Genomic DNA, 19,155 nt, shown 5'->3' on the forward strand with positions numbered 1-19,155 from the left:
TATCCTTGTCGCTATTTCGATGTTGAAAACATCCCTAAAGTTCTTTTAAATAGTTCCCACCAGCTTGCTGCAGCAACATCTTCTTTCGCTACAATCGTTTGCTTTAATAAAACATCCTTATCTTTTTTAATAACAAGTGTGCCGAGTGCATCGCCTTTTTTTATTGGTGCTTTTACTTTCTTTTCAGCGATAACTTCCTGTTTCACCTTATCCATATTTTCGCCTTTTTTCATAAGAAGCGATACATTATCTGATGCAACTAAATCTACTTTTTCCTTCTTACCTTTTCCTACTTTTACGGTTTGAATTTTTTCTCCGCGCTTATACAATTTTTTTGTTGTATATTGTCCAAATGCATAATCAAGAAGCTTTGTTACCTGGTTGTTACGTTCTTTTGAAGTCGGTGCTCCCATGACAACAGAAATAACACGCATTCCATTTTTCTCAGCTGATGCAGTTAAACAATATTTTGCCTCTGTCGTAAAACCTGTTTTCACCCCATCTACCCCTGGATAAAAACGAACTAATTTATTTGTATTCACAAGCCAAAACTTTTTCTCCGTATTTTCGCGTAAATAATCTTCGTATTTTCCTGTATATTTTCGAATGAGTGGATATTTCATCAATTCTTTCGCCATAATTGACATATCATATGCTGTTGAATAATGATCTTTGGCTGGAAGACCCGTTGGATTTTGGAAATGTGTATTTTTCAGCCCTAAATCCTTTGCTTTTTTATTCATCATGTTTACAAAACCTTCTTCTGAACCAGCGATATGCTCAGCAACTGCAACAGATGCATCATTTCCCGATGCAATTGCAATTCCTTTCAACATTTCATTCACTGTCATCTCTTCACCCGGCTCAAGAAAGATTTGTGAACCACCCATTGAAGCTGCATGTTCACTTGCTCTGACTTTATCTTCTAGTTTTAGTTTTCCCTTTTCAACTTGTTCCATAATCAGTAGCATTGTCATAATCTTTGTCATACTAGCAGGTGGCAGTTTTTCATTTGGACTTTTCTCAAATAAAACTTTACCCGTATCTTGCTCAATAACAATTGCTGACGATGCTTGCTCCGCTAGCTTCGGCCCTGTTTCGACTTCTGTTTTCTCAGATTCTGCAAAGCCAACCGAAACACCAGAAAATAGCAACATGAAACAAACAAGTATTCCAAAAACTCGCTTCATGACTAACCCTCCATTCTATATCAAACCTATTTTTTCCAATCGCTGCGTTTTTATACCATATTTTTCTATAAATCCGTATTGACAAACAAATCTACCGCATATATTGTATTAAGTGTACTATATCTAATAGTACACTTAAATTTCATCAGGAAGGAGACATTGCTCTTGCACATTCAACTTGACCCAAGAAGCAACACTCCGATATGGGAACAAATTGTTCAAAATATAAAAGAACTCGTATTAAAAAACATGCTAGCTCCAAGTGACAAGCTTCCATCTGTACGTGAACTCGCTTCACTTCTTGTCATTAATCCAAACACAGTGAGCAAAGCATACCAAGAATTAGAACGGCAAGGAATTATTGAAACGTTACGAGGAAAAGGGACGTTTGTCTCCCAATCGATTACACCGACATTAGATGAAAGGAAAATCGCTATGGTTGAAAAACAATTTCATCAACTATTACTAGAGGCTTCTTATCTTGGAATTACAAAAGAAAAAATTCATGATTGGATTGACTCATACTATAAAGAACTGGGAGGGAATACAGATGCTGAAAGTGACGAATATCAAGAAAACAATTGATAACCAAGTCATTTTAGACAATATTTCTTTCACATTACAAAAAGGAAGTATTGTTGGATTACTCGGAAGAAACGGTGCGGGGAAAACGACTTTACTGCGGACAATTGTTGGTATTTTAGATCCCGATGAAGGAACGATTACATATGACGATATAGATGTTCATAAACATCCAGGAATTAAGCAAAAGGTAGCTTATGTGCCGGATTCTACTAATATATTAAGCGGATATACAGTAAAAGAAATTGCGAAGTTTTATAAGGCTGTTTATAAAAACTTTAATGAAGAATATTTTTATCAGCTGCTAGAGCGCTTCAATCTACCTGAAAAACGCATTCGTAGTTACTCACGCGGTATGAAAGCACTTCTAGCTATTATTTTAGCTTTTTGTACAGGTGTAGAATACATTATTTTAGATGAACCAACAAATGGACTCGATCCGATTGTAAAAAGACAAATTCTACAATTTTTAATTGAAGAAGTAGCAGAACGAGAGATTACAATTCTCATTTCGACCCATCACTTAGATGAAGTAGAAAAAATTGCAGACACAGTCATTATTTTAAAAAATCATACGATTGCTTCGATTACAGCATTAGAAGATACAAAATCTCGCTATGCAAAAATACAAGTCGCTTACGAACGTTCACTACCGCAAAAACTAGAAAACTTAAATCATGTAAAAATATTAAATCAAACAGGAAAAGTGTATACAATTTTAATTGAAGGCAATGTGACAGCTACGTTAGAGAAGTTTCATAGAGAACGACCTCTTTTATTAGAAGAATTACCAATGTCACTCGAAGATATATTTGTCACAACGTTTGAGGAGGATTCGCATGTTTCATAAAGCTTTATGGATGAGACAATGGAAACAAGGAAAATATATGATTCTATTGTTTTGGCTCATTAGTTTGTATCAACTACCTTATAAATATTATCAAGCAGCACAAATGGAGCTTAACCAATCAAAAATGAAACTGGATGACTATGTATATTATTATTCCTACTCTTTTAATACATTCGATAATCCCTTCGTCACGCAAGGAGCCATTCTTATTGCACTGGCTTGTCTTTTAATTGGATGGGAACGTAACAATCAATCTACTGATTTTCTCTTTTCAATGCCTTTTAAGCGAAAAGATATTTTTTTAACAAAATGGTTATTCGGCGTTTTCAATATTATTGCAGTACAGATCATTTGTTGGATTAGCATGTACGGAATCAAAAACATATCGTTTCACAATGAGTATCAAATCTTTACTCCGTTCCATAGTTACTTTGTATATGCTACGGTTGTACTCATTGCTATTTATACATTCACTTTATTTATCGGAACTATTACTGGAAATATTTTCTCCCAAAGTAGCTTAACAGCAATTTTATTATTTTTACCATACGGTTCCATATTATTAATCTCTGGATTCATTTATACCCATACACAATGGTCTTTAGAGGCGATGGGAGAAATAGAGGTGCAGACTCATGAGTACTTACAACATGTAGGGATTATTTCACCATTAGAATCTTTTTCTATTACTTATGATTACCATCCGATAGAAACATTTGATGACTATGGAAATAAACTTTCTAGTGTACCACAGGACAATCCAATGGAGCATACTTCTGTGCCTTCTCCTTGGACACTATTAACACCATTTGCTTACATCATTATCTTTTTACCATTATCAATTTTTCTATACACACGTACACCGAACGAACAAAACGGAAAAATACTATTGTTTCCTAGCTTGCAAAAGTGGTTCATGCTTTGTACTGTTCTATGCTTCGGATTACTTGGCGGTAGAATATTAGGTGGACGAGATGCCCTGCTGTCTTATTATGTTGGATTTTTCCTATTCGCTATCATGAGTTATTTCATTTTTACACGTCTATTAAAATTGAAGTTTGCTTTTGGAGGGAAATAAATACAAATTGAGGTGGTGGATACATGTTTCATAAAGCCTTATGGATACGTAACTATAAACAAGGAAAATATGTGATTTGGCTCTTTTGGCTAAGTACTTTATACACCTTACCATATAAATATTATATGAATGCACAGCACACGGCTGAATATTTACGGAAAACGACAGATACTTATTATACGTATCATATACAGGGAGCTGACGCTATACTATTTCCAGCCCTTCTATTAATGGGATTAGCGATCCTCTTAATAGGATGGGAACGCAATAATCAAACAATCGATTTTCTTTGGTCTATGCCATTTAAACGGTCACACTTATTTTTATCAAAATGGTTACTAGGCATCGTTCATATCGTAGGTGCGCTTAGCCTTAGTTGGCTTCTTATGTATATCATCTACAAGAACACGATACATGCTCAATATCAATCTTTTGAACCATTTCATATATACTTTACGTATACAATCATTATGCTTATTGCAGTTTACACATTCACACTCTTTATTGGAACCATTACAGGGAACGTAATCTCACAAGGGACTTTAAGTTATATTATTATCATTTTACCTTTATACATCTTTCGACTTATTTTCCCTTTCCTTGCATTACATGTGGATTTACCACAGGAGGAATACAATTATAATTATAATAAGTACGCTCTTTATACAGAAAATGTAAGTATTGCATCTCCTCTTACTCATTTTCGTATTAACTACAACTATGACCCACAAAGTGAATCTTATAAAGATGAATTCGGCAATATACAAACAGGGCCTACCTACCATCATATTCCGTCCGCTTGGACATTGTTAAGCCCTGCTATGTATATACTTATTTGTCTTCCACTAGGGGCTTATTTATATACACGTGCCCCAAATGAACATAACGGAAAAATACTGCTATACCCAAAACTTCATAAGTATTTCTTAATCTGTACTTCTCTTTGTTTTGGGCTTCTTGGTGGCACAGTTTTTATTGATGGTAGTAATTCTTTACCTCTTTACTACATTTATTTTATAGGGTCTGGCGTACTGACATATGTTATCTTACAGCGTCTTTTAAAGCATAAACTTTCTTTATATACAAAATAAACAAGGCATTGCTTCCGAGCAATGCCTTATTACTATATAAAAGATTATTTCACGCTCTCTCTTCTCTTCCCATATTTCTTCTCTTCTTTCATTCCAAATCCATCACCGTTCTCTATCATTTGATCTGTGGGAGCTACAATACTTTCAGCAATTTTCCAATCACCTTGTTCTTGTATAAACACTTGAAGAAAATAATTCATTCCATTCAATTGATATGGATTTTCTTTTTTCACTTCATAACGAACAGCAACGTAATAAACTTGAACATTTTTATTTTCAAATTTAGAGACGTATTGAGATAATCTCGGGATATAATGCGAGGCTTTTTCAAGGGAAAGTTGTTTTACTTTTACGAGAGAAGAATTTGTGACATTGCGCAGTGTATCCTGCCCACGAATATTATTACTATGGTGAAAAAGAATAGCATTCTGCATAGAGCGAACCCATAGCTTTGAATATAAAACAGGCTGATCACTCGCAATATAATGTAATTCTTTTTGCACAACTTGGATTGGTGTTTTTGCATAACTTAATGTGCTAGAGCATATAAAACTTCCAATAATAATTGCAAGTGAAACGATATATTTCATTATTTTTCCTCCGATACTTTTTACTTAAAGTATTAGAGTTTCAAAATATTTTTATTCAAAAGAAAAAAGATAGGAGAGCACTTCGCCTCCTATCCTCATTTATTGTAATTATAGTACGCGACCAAATAGTTCTAATACCATCTCAACCTCTTGATCGCTCCACTCTTTAAACTTCTCTTTATAGTATTCTTTACGTACAGCTTCAAGTTTTTGTGTAACTTCTTTTCCATGTTCTGTAATTTCCAAATAAACAATACGGCGGTCCGAATCAGAACGTTTTCTCGTTACAAAACCTTTTCGTACAAGGCGATCTGTTACTGCTGTAATATGGCTGGATGTTACGTTTACTTCACTAGCTATTTGTGAAGCCATTTGTGGGCTTTTCAAAAATAACGCGCGTAATACAGAAAATTCATTATATGGCATATGCTCTGAAAAACGTGTATTAATATCATTTTGTAATAAACGTATCATCTTTCGAAATGATGTAGATAAATCTAAAATCAGTGCTTCTCTTTTTTCGTTCACTAGCCTCGACCCTTTTTCATCATATTTATACATATTATAATCTATAAATACCTATGTTGTATATGTTTTCTTTCCTCATAATTCTCAATTATGTAACTTATTACATACAATTTTCTCTTTCTTTCACTCATATACATATAAAGTGAAACTTTAATCAATGGGGGTTCTCTTCATCCCATACTGATTATTAGTTGAACCAATCGGACATTTACGGGCAGTCATCCCCCACTTAACTTCCTAGGTTTCCTCTGAACCTTGAGGTGGGGTCTTACTGCCCGCAAATAGCGAGATAAAAAGGATGGTGAGCAAAAATGCAAGTTGGCATGAACCCCTATTCACCTGATATCCGTAACGGAAAACAAGCAACCATTACTGTTCAAGGTGAAGGAATTATAAAAGCAAAACCAAATGTCGTTGTATTAACAATAGGCATTAGAACAGATAATAAAGATGTGAAACAAGCACAGGAGGAAAATGCAATCCAATCTAAACAATTACTTGCTGCACTTAAACAAATTGGTATCGCTGATAAAGATATAGAAACCATTTCCTATACAATTACTCCTCAATATGAATACGTAAACGAAAAGGCATTATTACAAGGATACCGAGTAGAGCATTTGTATGAAATTACCGTTTTAAATGTACAAAAAGCTGGGGAAGTATATGATATAGCTGTTACAAATGGTGCAAATGTAGCAAGAGGATTACGCTTCCGCATTTCCCATCCAAACGCGTATTATCAACAAGCACTCTTACAAGCAGTCCAACACGCTCAAGAAAAAGCTCGCATCATTGCGAGTTCGTATAATTTAAATATTAATCCCGTCCCACTTTCACTCGTTGAAGAATCGGCACAATTGCCGCGTGAATTTATGTCTCAAGCTACTTTACACGCACAAGCCGCTCCTCCAATTCAATCTGGGGAACTAGAAATCATCTCTAATGTTCGTGCCATTTTCACATACTTGTAGCACCAGTTAACTTTTAAGTAACCGTTCTCATTTTATTTATTGTAAAAAGATTATGTTCTGATATAATAAAGGACGGTGAGCTCTTTACAAAAGGGATATCACGGGTGGGAGAGGGATATGAAAAAGAAGGTTTAACATGAAAGGAATACTTGAAAGAACGTTTAAATTAGACCTACACCACACATCACCAAAACAAGAAATATTGGCTGGAGTGACATCATTTTTCACAATCGTCTATATTATGATTGTGAATGCGTCCATTTTATCAGATGCCGGCATTCCGCTTGAAGCAGGAATTTTGGCAACTGTTTTCAGTTCATTTGTCGGATGTCTAGTGATGGCATTTTGGGCAAATGCACCTGCTATTCTTGTACCAGGTATGGGTGTAAATGCATTCTTCACCTACACTGCTGTGCATACGCTTGGATTAACTTGGCAAGAAGCACTAGCAGCCGTCTTTATCGCTGGTATTATTTTTGCAATTGCCGCGTTTACACCGATTGCTCGCGTGCTCTCACTATCGATTCCAAAATCGTTAAAAGAAGCAATTACTGTCGGCATCGGTTTATTCTTAGCTTTCATTGGCTTGCAAAAAGGTGGTCTAGTCGTTTCGCATCCGAACACTGCTGTTGCATTAGGCAAACTAAGTAATCCTGTTGTTCTCGCAACATTGCTTACTCTTATTGTGGCACTTGTGTTATTTATTCGGAACGTACGTGGAAACTTTTTATGGACGATTGCAATTGGAACTGGTATTGCATGGCTATTTGGTCTTGTTGATACAAACCAAGTAGGAAACAGTTCATTTTCATTAGCCAACTATGGAGATGTATTTGGAGCTATGTCATTTGGGAAACTTTCTTCCTTACCGTTTTGGATTGCAACATTCTCCTTAAGCATGGTGCTTATTTTTGAGAACATGGGACTACTGCACGGATTATTAGAAGATGATCGTAAATTCCCACGTGCTTATCAAGCAAATGCAATTTCAGCAATGACATGTGGTCTATTTGGCACAAGTCCTACCGTTTCAACAGTAGAAAGTGCCGCAGGTATTACTGCAGGCGGCAAGACAGGTCTGACGTCTATCATTACAGGGATGTTATTCTTTGCATCACTGTTTGCTCTGCCGTTTGTAAAATTAATTCCTGATAGTGCCATTGCACCAATCTTAATCATTATTGGCGGTCTGATGATTACAAACATTCAACAAATCCCTCTAAACGACTTTTCAGAAGGATTTCCAGCATTTTTAATCATCGTTATGATTCCGCTCACATATAGCATCGCTGATGGTATTGCGTTCGGATTTATCGCTTACCCAATTTTAAAGATTGCTCTTGGAAAGCATAAAGAAGTCGCACCATCTATGTATATTATTACATGCCTATTCTTAGCCATGTTCGTGTTACACGCTCTTGGCTAGAAAAAAATGCTGGGGAACTCCCCGGCATTTTTTTATTTAAACCATCCTTTTTTATAAAACCAAACCATCATGCCTCCACCTATAAAGGCCATAACTGCTAAACAAATAAAATAACCATACTCCCACTTTAATTCTGGCATATTATCGAAGTTCATTCCATATACACCAGCAATAAATGTTAATGGCATGAAAATGGTCGAAAAAACCGTTAATGTTTTCATAATATTGTTCATATGATGAGAGTTCAATGAAAAATAACTATCCCGAATATCTGCTGTTAATTCTCGACTTGCTTCAATCATTTCTGAAAGCTTTAGCAAATGATCATGAATATCTTTAAAATATATTTCATGATCGCTTACACCGTAAAACCGAGTTGAATTTAAAATACGATACAAGAGGTCACGCATCGGTATAATCGTACGTCTAAGCTTAGATAGGTCCGCACGAATATCGAATACTTCTTCTAGTACAGTCCCAGCTGTATCCCCTGTTAAATTATCATCAATTGCATTTAAATGATCTTCGATATAGTAAACAGGTGCAAAATAATCATCAACAATTTGGTCAATGATTGTATGTGCTACATGCAGAGGACTTTTCTTGATACGTTTCCTCTCACCTAGCGTTTTCCACACTCTTTCAATCGCATTATTATGTGAGAAATGGAAAGAGACAATATAACGATCACCAACAAATAAATCAATCTCATGCGGCTCTAATCCATCTTCTCCAAATGCATGGAGAACTAAAAAGTTATATCCATCATAGAAATCAACTTTTGGCCTCTGTACATACTCTACACAATCTTCAATTGCAAGGGGATGGAACTTAAAATGATCTTGTAAAATGTATGTATACTCTTCTTTTGTTGGCTTATATAAATCAAGCCAATACCATACAATATCTTCTCTCTTTGTTTCTTCTAATGAAACATCATATAATACTTCATCTTCTTTCGTTACTGCGCAAATTCTAATCATAATTTCACCCATTATTATTATAAACAAAAAACAACAAAAAAAGCCAAGGAGAAGGCTCCTTAGCTTTTTTTGTTTATTTCATTACAATGCCATGCACTAATTTCGGTGCATCAACATGGTCTTTCATAATTTTCATGTTCTCATAAATTTTTGCTTTTACATCTTCTACATTTTCGCGGTTTGCGTAAATTGTAACAAGTGAGTCACCTTTTTTCACACTATCGCCTACTTTTTTACGAAGCATAAGTCCAACTGCTAAATCAATTTCAGATTCTTTCGTTGCACGTCCCGCGCCTAAAAGCATTGCTGCTGTTCCAATTTCATCTGCAACAATTTCAGATACATATCCATCTTCTTTCGCTTCTACTTCAATTTTATATTGTGCTTGCGGAAGCTTAGAAGGATCATCAACAACAGAAGCATCCCCACCTTGCGCTGCTAAGAACGTTTTAAATGCTTCTAACGCTTTTCCATTGTTCATTACTTCAATTAACTTCTCACGCGCATCTTCTAAAGAAGAAGCTTTTCCAGCAAGGTATACCATTTGACTTCCAAGTGTTAAACATAGTTCTTCTAAGTCTTTTGGTCCTTTACCTTGCAATGTATCGATTGCTTCTTTTACCTCTAATGCGTTTCCGATTGCTTCACCAAGAGGTTGGCTCATATCTGAAATAACTGCCATCGTTTTACGATCAACCTTATTACCGATACGCACCATTGCTTCTGCTAAACGTTTTGCATCTTCATCTGTTTTCATAAATGCACCTGCACCTGTTTTTACATCAAGCACAATTGCATCTGCACCTGCAGCAATTTTTTTACTCATAATAGAGCTTGCAATAAGTGGGATAGAGTTTACTGTCGCAGTTACATCGCGAAGTGCATATAACTTTTTATCAGCAGGTGTTAAGTTTCCGCTTTGCCCAATAACAGCAATTTTATTTTCATTTACAAGACGAATAAATTCGTCATTTTCAATTTCCACATGGAATCCTGGTACTGCTTCTAATTTATCAATTGTACCACCTGTATGCCCTAAGCCACGGCCAGACATTTTGGCAACTGGTACATCTAAAGCCGCTACTAACGGACCTAACACAAGCGTAGTTGTATCACCAACACCGCCTGTTGAATGCTTATCTACTTTTACCCCTTCAATCGCTGATAAGTCAATTGTATCGCCGCTATTCACCATTGCCATCGTTAAATCAGCACGCTCTTGTTCATTCATATCTTGGAAGAAAATCGCCATTGCAAGTGAGCTCATTTGATAATCTGGAATATCACCATCTGTATAGCCTTCTACAATAAAGTTCACTTCTTCTGTCGTTAATGCATGTCCATCACGTTTTTTTGCAATTAGGTCCACCATTCTCATTGTGAACTCACCCCTTCATTTGTTTTACGATTGCTTTTACTAATGCTAAGAAATTAGTTTTAACACGCTCTGTCGTTTCAATTACTTCATCATGATGAAGTGGTTGATCTAAAATACCAGCTGCCATATTGGAAATACAAGAAATACCAAGTACTTTCATACCAGCGTGACGTGCTACGATCACTTCCGGTACAGTTGACATTCCAACTGCATCTCCGCCAAGTGTACGAAGCATACGAATTTCAGCAGGTGTTTCGTATACAGGACCTGTCATTCCAACGTATACACCTTCTTGTACTTTAATGTTTAAATCTGCTGCAACTTGTTTCGCCATTTCGCGAAGCTCTTTAGTATATGATGTAGACATATCAGGGAAACGTACGCCCATTTCAGAATCATTTGGTCCGATTAATGGGTTCGTACCCATGAAGTTAATATGGTCTGAGATTAACATAAGATCTCCTGGTTCAAACGATGTATTAACACCACCAGCTGCGTTTGTTACAACAACTGTTTCTACACCTAGTTCTTTCATAACACGAACTGGGAATGTTACTTTTTGCATGTCATATCCTTCGTAGAAATGGAAACGTCCTTGCATCGCAACTACTGTTACACCTTGGAGTGTACCAAATACAAGTTGACCAGCATGCCCTTCTACAGTTGACACCGGAAATTCAGGAATTTCACTATATGGTACTGTTACTGCATTTTCGATTTCATCTGCTAATACACCTAGTCCAGACCCAAGGATAAGTCCTACTTGTGGTGTTTCTTGGAATTTCTCTTTTAAGTATGATGCTGATTTTGTAATAAGTTCACGATTCATTATATTGTCCTCCTTATTTCTTTAAGTCGTTTAAGAAACTTGTTCCGTATTTTGGCATTGTTACACCGAAGTTTTCTGCTACTGTTGCACCAATATCAGCAAATGTTTGACGAAGTTCTAATTCTTCTCCGCCGTCTTTCATGCTTGGGCTATATGCTAATAATGGTACATATTCACGTGTATGGTCAGTACCATGGTGAATTGGATCATTACCATGATCTGCTGTAATAATAAGCAAGTCATCTTCTTGTAGTTTTTCAAATACTTCTGGAAGACGTGCATCATATTCTTGCAATGCTTCTCCATATCCTTGAGGATCGCGGCGATGACCAAATAGTGCATCAAAGTCAACAAGATTTAAGAAACTTAAACCTGTAAAGTCCATATTTAATGTATCAATAAGCTTGTCCATTCCGTCCATATTAGACTTTGTACGAAGTGATTCTGTTACCCCTTCTCCATCATATATATCAGAGATTTTACCGATTGCAATTACATCATAATCGCTATCTTTTAATTCGTTCATTACTGTACGTCCAAATGGTTTTAATGCATAGTCATGACGGTTTGGTGTACGTGTGAAGTTTCCAGGCTCTCCAACGAATGGACGAGCAATCACGCGACCTACCATATATTTCTCATCTAACGTTAACTCACGCGCAATTTTACAAATTTTGTAGAGTTCTTCAAGCGGTACAACTTCTTCATGAGCTGCGATTTGTAATACGCTATCAGCTGATGTGTACACGATTAGAGATCCTGTTTCCATTTGCTCTTTACCAAGTTCATCAAGAATTTCAGTTCCTGAAGCTGGTTTATTACCGATAATTTTTCGTCCTGTCTTTTCTTCTAACTCATCAAGCAATTCTTTCGGAAAACCTTCTGGGAATACTTGGAATGGCGTATCAATGTAAAGACCCATGATTTCCCAGTGTCCTGTCATTGTATCTTTACCAGTAGATTTTTCTTGCATTTTTGTATAATAACCTAGTGGTTTTTCTACTTTAGAAATCCCTTTCATTTCACGAATATTACCAAGGCCTAATTTCACCATGTTTGGCATTTGTAATCCATTCATATGTTCAGCAATATGGCCGATTGTATCAGAACCTACATCACCAAATTTTTCAGCATCCGGTGCTTCTCCGATTCCTACAGAGTCCATTACGACTAGGAAAATACGTTTATATTTATTCATAACTGCAACCTCCTATATGTTCAGTTCTACTTCTTGTAGTATGTTCAAAACGCTGTAAAGTGAAACTGTTATCAGTGAGAATTCTCTTTATTTCCCACTAACAAAAAGCACTTCTTTTTCGTCATTCTCCAACCTACTTCATGGTACTTTCACATAAAGTAACAAGTTTCCTGTTTTTTCTAAGTCAGATGTCAGACATCTCATATTAATATCATAACATGTTTGCGCTTTCTTTTTAATACATTTTCGTAGAAATTCTTATTTTCCTCACACTTTCTATTGTAATCCATTCCGCTACGAAGCGCTAATAAAATTATGACTTATTTCAAAATATCAAAATAAAAAAGCAACTCCAAAGAGTTGCTGCTTATTTGACTTCTACTGTTTCTTCTTTATGTTCGTGGAGCTCACCTTTTCTCACATGAACCTTCACTTTATAAGCACCAGTTTCTTTAAACGTATGTTTGCTGACATACTCGCCTTTATTCCCTTCTTTTGCTGGAATAAATTCATGCTTTTCAACGCCATCTTTCCAAACCTCAAGCTGTACTTCAGCACCAGTTAATGCTTCTTCTTTTTGTTTTAAATGTACTTTCATTGTTGATTCAGCATTTACTTTTACATCATCAGCCATAAGGTGAATCATTGTATCGCTTTTGTGATCGCCATGACCGCCATTTTCTTTCTTTGCATCCTCAACTTTTGCATTTCCCACAGCTACTTTTACTTCTGGCATAACATGCATTTCATGTGCATTTGTATGTGCAATAACATGGTACACACCATCAGATGGGAATGTTTTCTCTACAGCATAAACACCTTTTCCTTTATGCTTACCGTCTAACATTTCATGTTTTTCTTCGCCATCTTTCCAAATTTCAAACTTCACATCGTCAGCGTCCGTTACTTTTTCCTTCCCTTGTGTAACAAGCGCCTGTACTTCTGTTTTTTCATTTGGCTTAATTTCTTTCGGATTTGTTTGAACCGCTACTTTCACTTCTTCAAGTTTCTCTTTTTTCGCAGGCTCATCTTTCTTTGTATTACAACCAGCTAATGCTAGCATCGCGATAAATAAAGTGATTACAATTTTTTTCATTATGATTTCCTCCTTTATACTTTATTTAGTATAGAGGATATACCAGTTCATATTCCAGTCCTCTGCTGAAAACAATGTACGAAATGTTTGTGAAGTTTTTGTGAAGCACTTACCCTTTTCATTTTCAATATACATTCTATAATTACTAGATTTGTTAGCCAACTTTATAAATCCAAAGTGAAAAACCTACATAAAACCTTTCCTTTTAGATGGGAGAGAGCGGTCAGACCCTCTTCCTGCCCCATGCCAAGTTAAAACAAAAGGAGAAAACAAGTGGAGACCTCCTTTTATTTTCATAGCAGCGACTTATCTGTTTGAAAATAAAAATAGATCTATATAGACTAAGCAACAGATGGAAAGCTCTCATCAATTAAACTTTTACAGGCAGTTCTCCCCCCACCTATCTTCCTTGCTTCTCTCTGAATCTTAAGGTGGAAGTCCTGCCGCCCACAAATAGCTGGATAAAATAAAAAGAGCATAATCACTATGCTCTCGGGTGAAACTGTTTATATACATCTTTTAATCTAGTTTTTGAAACGTGCGTATAAATTTGCGTTGTTGAAATATCTGCATGCCCAAGCATTTCTTGTACAGCACGCAAATCCGCTCCATTTTCTAATAAATGAGTCGCAAACGAATGGCGTAATGTATGCGGCGTAAGCTCTTTTTCTATATTCGCTTCTTTTGCTAGCCGTTTTAAAATCTTCCAAAAACCTTGACGAGACAATCGATTACCATGATGATTCAAAAAAAGTGCATCGACTGTTTTTTTTCCCATCAGTTCTCTTCTGCCCTTTTCAATATAACGTTGAATCGCTTCTGTCGCTAAACTCCCTAATGGGATAATTCTTTCTTTATTCCCTTTTCCGATGCAGCGAACAAATCCCATTGTCAAATGAACATCCTCTAAATTTAGTGCAATTAATTCGGAAACACGGAGCCCTGTTGCATACAATAACTCTAGCATAGCCTTATCACGAATACCGAATGCACTTGTCGCTTTGGGCGTTTGAAGCAATGCCTCTACTTCACTCACTGACAATACTTTCGGTAATTTCCGCTCGCCTTGAGGTGTTTCAATATGTACAGATGGATCATGTTCTACCACTCGTTCACGAAGTAAAAACTGATGAAACGAACGAATAGAAGCAATGTGGCGTGCCAAAGTTTTTGATGATTTTCCATTCTCTTTTAAATACTGCAAAAAATTCACAATGTGCATCCTTGTCACTTCATGAAATGTTTTTATTTGCTCGACATTTTGTAAATACTTCACATAACTTTTTAAATCACGCTCATAGGATACAACTGTATTTTTCGCTAAGCCTTTTTCAACAATCATATAATGAATAAAATCTTTTAATTGATCTTCCAATCTACACTACTCCCCATTTTCATAGAAAAAAATTATTCTATTTACAAAAGCATCTTTTGCTGGTTCCTCATTCCCTGATACTTTTTCTACTGTCTCTTCTTTTGGTTTTTCATAACGATGATAACTTTCATATTCTTCATTTATCCATAGTATAGCGAAATAAAACAAAATCGTACAACCTGTAAATAATAAAAATACTTTCATCCCATCAAAAGTTAATCTTAAAGCTCGGCGCATTGTAAACTCCTCCAAAATATATGTTATTACAACATATGCCAAGCTTTCTGCGATTTATACCTAAACTTAAATAAAAAACCTCTTCCTAGCTAAATAGGAAAAGGTTATTTTTCATTCGTTTCATTTTCTTGACAATTTTTACAAATCCCATGGAAAGTTAAACGATGGTCTTTTACCTTAAAGCTCCAATCTCGTTCTACTTTTTTCTCCACTTCACCAAGTAAATCCTCTTGAATTTCTTGTACAGCACCGCATTGTGTACAAATTAAATGATGATGGAAACGCTGTGCACCTTCTTGACGTAAGTCATAGCGTGAAACACCGTCTCCGAAGTTAATTTTATCAACAACTTTTAACTCAGATAATAACTCTAAAGTTCGATAGACGGTTGCTAGTCCGATCTCTGGCGACTTTTCTTTTACAAGGAGGTAAACATCTTCTGCGCTTAAATGATCTTCTTCATTTTCTAGCAGCACACGAACCGTTGCTTCACGTTGTGGTGTTAACTTATAGCTCGCTGCATGCAATTGCTTCTTAATTCGTTCAATTCTCTCTTCCATTCGGTACTACTCCCTCCTCGCCACTCTTACACCATTATATCAGAAGAAGGGCTTCTGTCAAAAGAAAAAACAATCAAAATAAGTTGATAATTATTCTCATGTAGTATTTATTTTTTATTGATAATTCCCACGACTTCTTTCATTAACACTGGTGACGCATATGCTTCAATGCTAGAAGAAATTGCTAATACAACGCCAATAACAAGAAAGAAGCAAGTGTAGCGGATTAATAACGGTAGTAGTGGCTCGGTAATTTTCCGAATAAATTGATGCCTAATCATACGTAAAGAAAAACTTGCAGCAATTGTCGTCATTACAAGAAACGTTGGAATAATAATTAAATTTTGTGGCAACACAGATACAAATGCTAACAACAGTCCATTCCATCCGTGCTGACTAACTAAAAAACCTACTGTAAATCCAACAACCACTCCTTTTAAAAATAATAAAATAAAAATAAGTGGCAATCCAATAATTGAAATACCTAATAGCCAAATAAATCCAATATATTTTAATTGCGAAAAGTAACTTTCTCGAAACATGTCACTCGCAATTGCAAATTCTCCTTTGGAAACTTGTCCAAAAAATCGACTCAAATAAAAAGATAGGTCTTGTTTTTGATTCACCTCTAGGCTATTTACAAGAATGGCACCAAACACCACACCCATCAACAACAAAACAGAATTAAATATATAAAGCGAAGAATTCTCTTGTATATGAGAAATTATACGATTTTGCCAAGTTTTTCGTAACATTTTTCTTCCCTCCGTTCACACTCTTACTAAAATGTATGAAAGAAAGAAAAAAGTATGACGAATTAACATTGAAATTCCGCTCTACTTTGCTAAACTTAAAAGTAGAGAATAGGAGGGATTTTGCTTGAAACCATTATTATTAGATTTTCCAACATTATTTCAAACTGAGCGCCTGCAAGTACGCAAACCATTTCCAGGAGATGGAACAGAAGTATATGAAGCAGTTCAAGCTTCTTTAGAAGATTTACAGCCTTGGATATCCATTACATCTGAAACAGAAGAAAGTGCTGAGGAAACAGTTCGAGAAGCTCACGGACAATTTTTACTTCGTGAAACATTAGCTTTTCACTTATACGATAAAATATCTGGTACATTTATTGGAGCTCTTACCCTTCATCCAGAAAACTGGGATATTCCAAAGTTTTCACTTCGTTTCTGGTTACATAGCGCTTATACAAAACAAGGTTATATGACAGAAGCAGTTAAAGGCGCTGTCCAGTTTGCTTTTGATAAGCTTGGTGCTAAACGACTTGAAATTCGCTGTGATGCTACAAATGTAAATGCATGTGCTTTAGCAGAACGTCTTGAATTTATTTTAGAAGGTACACTAGAAAACGATCTTCTTGCTCCAGATGGCAGTTTACGTGACACACGCGTATATGCAAAAATTAATTAAAACACTCGCCTTAGGCGAGTGTTTATTTTTGTAATTGCAAATATTGCACAGCGAACATCGTCTTTGCATCATGGATACGTTGATTTTTCATCAGTTCAACTGCTTCTTCTAATGAAACTTCCATCAATTCCACAAATTCATCCTCATCTAAAGCTGCTTTATTTTCTTTTTTCTTTAATCCTGTTGCTTTGTATACATATAAAATCTCATCGGCAAAACCTGGTGATGTATAAAATGATGTGATGAATTCCATTTTGTTACATACATATCCTGTTTCTTCTTCTAATTCACGAATCGCTGTTATCTCTGGCTTTTCCCCAGGCTCTAATTTTCCAGCAGGAATTTCGACAATCTCTTTTTCTAATGCTTTACGGTACTGCTCAACAAGCACGATTTTCTCTTCATCTGTAACGGCGATAATAGCAACCGCACCAGGATGATTTACAATTTCACGTTTACTCACTTCTCCATTTGGCAATACTACTTCATCAACACGAACTTTAATAACTTTCCCATCAAAAATTGGTTCAGTTGCAACCGTTCTCTCTGCAAGATTACTCACAATATTTCATCTCCCTATTCTATTTCCTAATCGTTCTTCATACATTTTACCACACTGAAAGGAGCGTGATAAAAATGAAAGTATATATTTTACCGAATCGCATCACATTGGTCGGAAAGGCTTGGCAAATTCGTAATAAACTAAAACAATATGGAAAAGAGTACGCAACTGTGCAAGACTGGATTACCGCAAGCAAAAAGTAAACGTTTGTCAACCTTCTTCTGCTTTCGTACAATATAAGTAAGGAGGTTGACCGATGAAAAAACGACAATTAGGAAACTCGGATTTATATGTTACTGAAATGGGACTCGGTTGTATGTCTCTTGGCATCGATGAACATGAGGCGATCCGCATCATCCATGAAGCAATGGATTTAGGAATTAATTTTTTTGATACGGCAGACTTATACAATTATGGATTAAATGAAGAATTTGTTGGAAAAGCTCTTAAAGGAAAACGCGATCAAATTGTTCTTACAACGAAAGTAGGAAATCGCTGGACAGAAGAAAAAAATGGTTGGTCTTGGGACCCTTCTAAATCTTATATAAAAGCAGAGGTAAAAGAAAGTTTACGCCGCCTGCAAACAGATTATATTGATTTATATCAACTACACGGCGGGACAATAGAAGATCCTATCGATGAAACAATCGAAGCATTTGAAGAATTAAAACAAGAAGGTGCGATTCGTCATTACGGTATCTCTTCTATCCGTCCAAATGTTATTCGTGAATATGCAAAACGTTCTAACATTGTCAGCGTATTAATGGAATACAGTCTATTAAATCGCCGGCCAGAAGAATGGTTTTCATTCTTACGAGACAATCAAGTCAGCGTGATTGCTCGCGGACCACTCGCAAAAGGATTATTAACTGACAACAATGAAAGAAAGATAGAAAAAGTGAAAGAAAAAGACTATCTTTCTTATTCTCATGACGAGTTAACAAACACATTAGCTACTGTAAAAGAAATTACAAAGGCGCGTTCGTTAACTGAAACAGCTCTTCAATATTGTTTGCATGACCCAGTTGTTGCAGCTGTTATTCCTGGTGCTAGCTCCACCCGGCAACTACGAGAAAATGTACAAGCTAACAATCAATCTCCGTTAACAACTGAAGAATATAAACAAATTCAATCAGCTGTTAAATATACTACATACGCATTACACCGTTAAAAAACGCTACCATTTTCGGTAGCGTT

22 protein-coding genes are annotated in these 19,155 nt (G+C 35.9%); 9 read left to right on the forward strand and 13 right to left on the reverse strand.

What is annotated here, in order from left to right; genetic code table 11:
• Positions 1-11: 11 nt before the first annotated feature.
• Positions 12-1,190, reverse strand: a complete 1,179-nt coding sequence (locus J4P91_RS04770; protein ID WP_017151014.1) for a D-alanyl-D-alanine carboxypeptidase family protein — start codon at positions 1,188-1,190, stop codon at positions 12-14.
• A gap of 165 nt (positions 1,191-1,355) precedes the next feature.
• Between J4P91_RS04770 and J4P91_RS04775 the strand changes: the two genes are divergently transcribed.
• The 4 genes from J4P91_RS04775 to J4P91_RS04790 are packed head-to-tail and all read left to right on the forward strand — an operon-like array spanning position 1,356 to position 4,791.
• The gene (locus J4P91_RS04775; RefSeq protein ID WP_017151013.1) at positions 1,356-1,775 is read left to right on the forward strand and encodes a GntR family transcriptional regulator; all 420 of its coding nucleotides are present in this window, start codon (positions 1,356-1,358) and stop codon (positions 1,773-1,775) included.
• Complete coding sequence (locus J4P91_RS04780; protein WP_017151012.1) at positions 1,741-2,622, forward strand: ABC transporter ATP-binding protein; 882 nt, start codon at positions 1,741-1,743, stop codon at positions 2,620-2,622. Before J4P91_RS04775 ends, J4P91_RS04780 begins: the two co-directional genes overlap by 35 nt.
• Complete coding sequence (locus J4P91_RS04785) at positions 2,612-3,700, forward strand: ABC-2 transporter permease (protein WP_017151011.1); 1,089 nt, start codon at positions 2,612-2,614, stop codon at positions 3,698-3,700. Before J4P91_RS04780 ends, J4P91_RS04785 begins: the two co-directional genes overlap by 11 nt.
• A 23-nt stretch (positions 3,701-3,723) precedes the next feature.
• Positions 3,724-4,791 (forward strand): ABC transporter permease subunit, encoded by a 1,068-nt coding sequence (locus tag J4P91_RS04790; RefSeq protein ID WP_207993091.1) that lies wholly within the window; start codon positions 3,724-3,726, stop codon positions 4,789-4,791.
• A 44-nt stretch (positions 4,792-4,835) separates the two neighbouring features.
• Here J4P91_RS04790 and J4P91_RS04795 read toward each other — a convergent pair whose 3' ends face one another.
• A complete protein-coding gene (locus J4P91_RS04795; RefSeq protein WP_207993092.1) occupies positions 4,836-5,381 on the reverse strand; it encodes a hypothetical protein in 546 nt (181 codons plus the stop codon).
• Between the two features lie 108 nt (positions 5,382-5,489).
• Positions 5,490-5,909: a MarR family winged helix-turn-helix transcriptional regulator gene (locus tag J4P91_RS04800; protein ID WP_001003304.1), complete on the reverse strand. Its 420-nt coding sequence runs from the start codon at positions 5,907-5,909 to the stop codon at positions 5,490-5,492.
• 311 nt (positions 5,910-6,220) lie between these two features.
• Between J4P91_RS04800 and J4P91_RS04805 the strand changes: the two genes are divergently transcribed.
• Both J4P91_RS04805 and J4P91_RS04810 read left to right on the forward strand, forming a co-directional pair.
• The gene (locus J4P91_RS04805) at positions 6,221-6,883 is read left to right on the forward strand and encodes an SIMPL domain-containing protein (protein ID WP_207993093.1); all 663 of its coding nucleotides are present in this window, start codon (positions 6,221-6,223) and stop codon (positions 6,881-6,883) included.
• Positions 6,884-7,019: 136 nt separating this feature from the next.
• Positions 7,020-8,309, forward strand: coding sequence for an NCS2 family permease (locus tag J4P91_RS04810; protein ID WP_017151007.1), 1,290 nt, complete (start codon positions 7,020-7,022; stop codon positions 8,307-8,309).
• A gap of 32 nt (positions 8,310-8,341) precedes the next feature.
• Here the strand turns inward: J4P91_RS04810 and corA are convergent, their stop codons facing one another.
• The 9 genes from corA to spoIIM all read right to left on the reverse strand — a co-directional run bounded on the left by corA (position 8,342) and on the right by spoIIM (position 16,720).
• The gene (gene corA, locus J4P91_RS04815) at positions 8,342-9,304 is read right to left on the reverse strand and encodes a magnesium/cobalt transporter CorA (protein ID WP_207993094.1); all 963 of its coding nucleotides are present in this window, start codon (positions 9,302-9,304) and stop codon (positions 8,342-8,344) included.
• Between the two features lie 61 nt (positions 9,305-9,365).
• Positions 9,366-10,670 carry a pyrimidine-nucleoside phosphorylase gene (locus J4P91_RS04820; protein WP_207993095.1) on the reverse strand — a complete coding sequence of 435 codons (1,305 nt, stop codon included), beginning with the start codon at positions 10,668-10,670 and terminating at the stop codon, positions 9,366-9,368.
• Between the two features lie 7 nt (positions 10,671-10,677).
• Complete coding sequence (locus J4P91_RS04825; protein ID WP_017151004.1) at positions 10,678-11,499, reverse strand: purine-nucleoside phosphorylase; 822 nt, start codon at positions 11,497-11,499, stop codon at positions 10,678-10,680.
• Between the two features lie 13 nt (positions 11,500-11,512).
• Positions 11,513-12,697, reverse strand: coding sequence for a phosphopentomutase (gene deoB, locus J4P91_RS04830; protein WP_017151003.1), 1,185 nt, complete (start codon positions 12,695-12,697; stop codon positions 11,513-11,515).
• A 367-nt stretch (positions 12,698-13,064) separates the two neighbouring features.
• Positions 13,065-13,793 carry a FixH family protein gene (locus J4P91_RS04835; protein WP_207993096.1) on the reverse strand — a complete coding sequence of 243 codons (729 nt, stop codon included), beginning with the start codon at positions 13,791-13,793 and terminating at the stop codon, positions 13,065-13,067.
• 484 nt (positions 13,794-14,277) lie between these two features.
• Positions 14,278-15,168, reverse strand: a complete 891-nt coding sequence (xerD, locus tag J4P91_RS04840) for a site-specific tyrosine recombinase XerD (RefSeq protein ID WP_017151000.1) — start codon at positions 15,166-15,168, stop codon at positions 14,278-14,280.
• Between the two features lie 6 nt (positions 15,169-15,174).
• Entirely contained in the window at positions 15,175-15,405 is a 231-nt protein-coding gene (locus tag J4P91_RS04845; RefSeq protein WP_017150999.1) for a YqzK family protein, read from the reverse strand.
• Between the two features lie 104 nt (positions 15,406-15,509).
• Complete coding sequence (gene fur / locus J4P91_RS04850) at positions 15,510-15,965, reverse strand: ferric iron uptake transcriptional regulator (RefSeq protein WP_017150998.1); 456 nt, start codon at positions 15,963-15,965, stop codon at positions 15,510-15,512.
• 107 nt (positions 15,966-16,072) lie between these two features.
• Entirely contained in the window at positions 16,073-16,720 is a 648-nt protein-coding gene (gene spoIIM / locus J4P91_RS04855) for a stage II sporulation protein M (RefSeq protein ID WP_017150997.1), read from the reverse strand.
• Between the two features lie 124 nt (positions 16,721-16,844).
• Here spoIIM and J4P91_RS04860 point away from each other — a divergent pair, with 124 nt between their 5' ends.
• Positions 16,845-17,396, forward strand: coding sequence for a GNAT family N-acetyltransferase (locus J4P91_RS04860; RefSeq protein ID WP_207993097.1), 552 nt, complete (start codon positions 16,845-16,847; stop codon positions 17,394-17,396).
• A gap of 22 nt (positions 17,397-17,418) precedes the next feature.
• Here the strand turns inward: J4P91_RS04860 and J4P91_RS04865 are convergent, their stop codons facing one another.
• Complete coding sequence (locus J4P91_RS04865) at positions 17,419-17,958, reverse strand: NUDIX hydrolase (protein ID WP_207993098.1); 540 nt, start codon at positions 17,956-17,958, stop codon at positions 17,419-17,421.
• A 74-nt stretch (positions 17,959-18,032) separates the two neighbouring features.
• Between J4P91_RS04865 and mciZ the strand changes: the two genes are divergently transcribed.
• Both mciZ and J4P91_RS04875 read left to right on the forward strand, forming a co-directional pair.
• The gene (mciZ, locus tag J4P91_RS04870) at positions 18,033-18,161 is read left to right on the forward strand and encodes a Z-ring formation inhibitor MciZ (protein ID WP_017150994.1); all 129 of its coding nucleotides are present in this window, start codon (positions 18,033-18,035) and stop codon (positions 18,159-18,161) included.
• Between the two features lie 53 nt (positions 18,162-18,214).
• Complete coding sequence (locus J4P91_RS04875; RefSeq protein WP_207993099.1) at positions 18,215-19,129, forward strand: aldo/keto reductase; 915 nt, start codon at positions 18,215-18,217, stop codon at positions 19,127-19,129.
• Positions 19,130-19,155 lie beyond the last annotated feature (26 nt).

Source organism: Bacillus sp. XF8 (genome assembly GCF_017498755.1).
GTDB lineage: Bacteria > Bacillota > Bacilli > Bacillales > Bacillaceae_G > Bacillus_A > Bacillus_A bingmayongensis.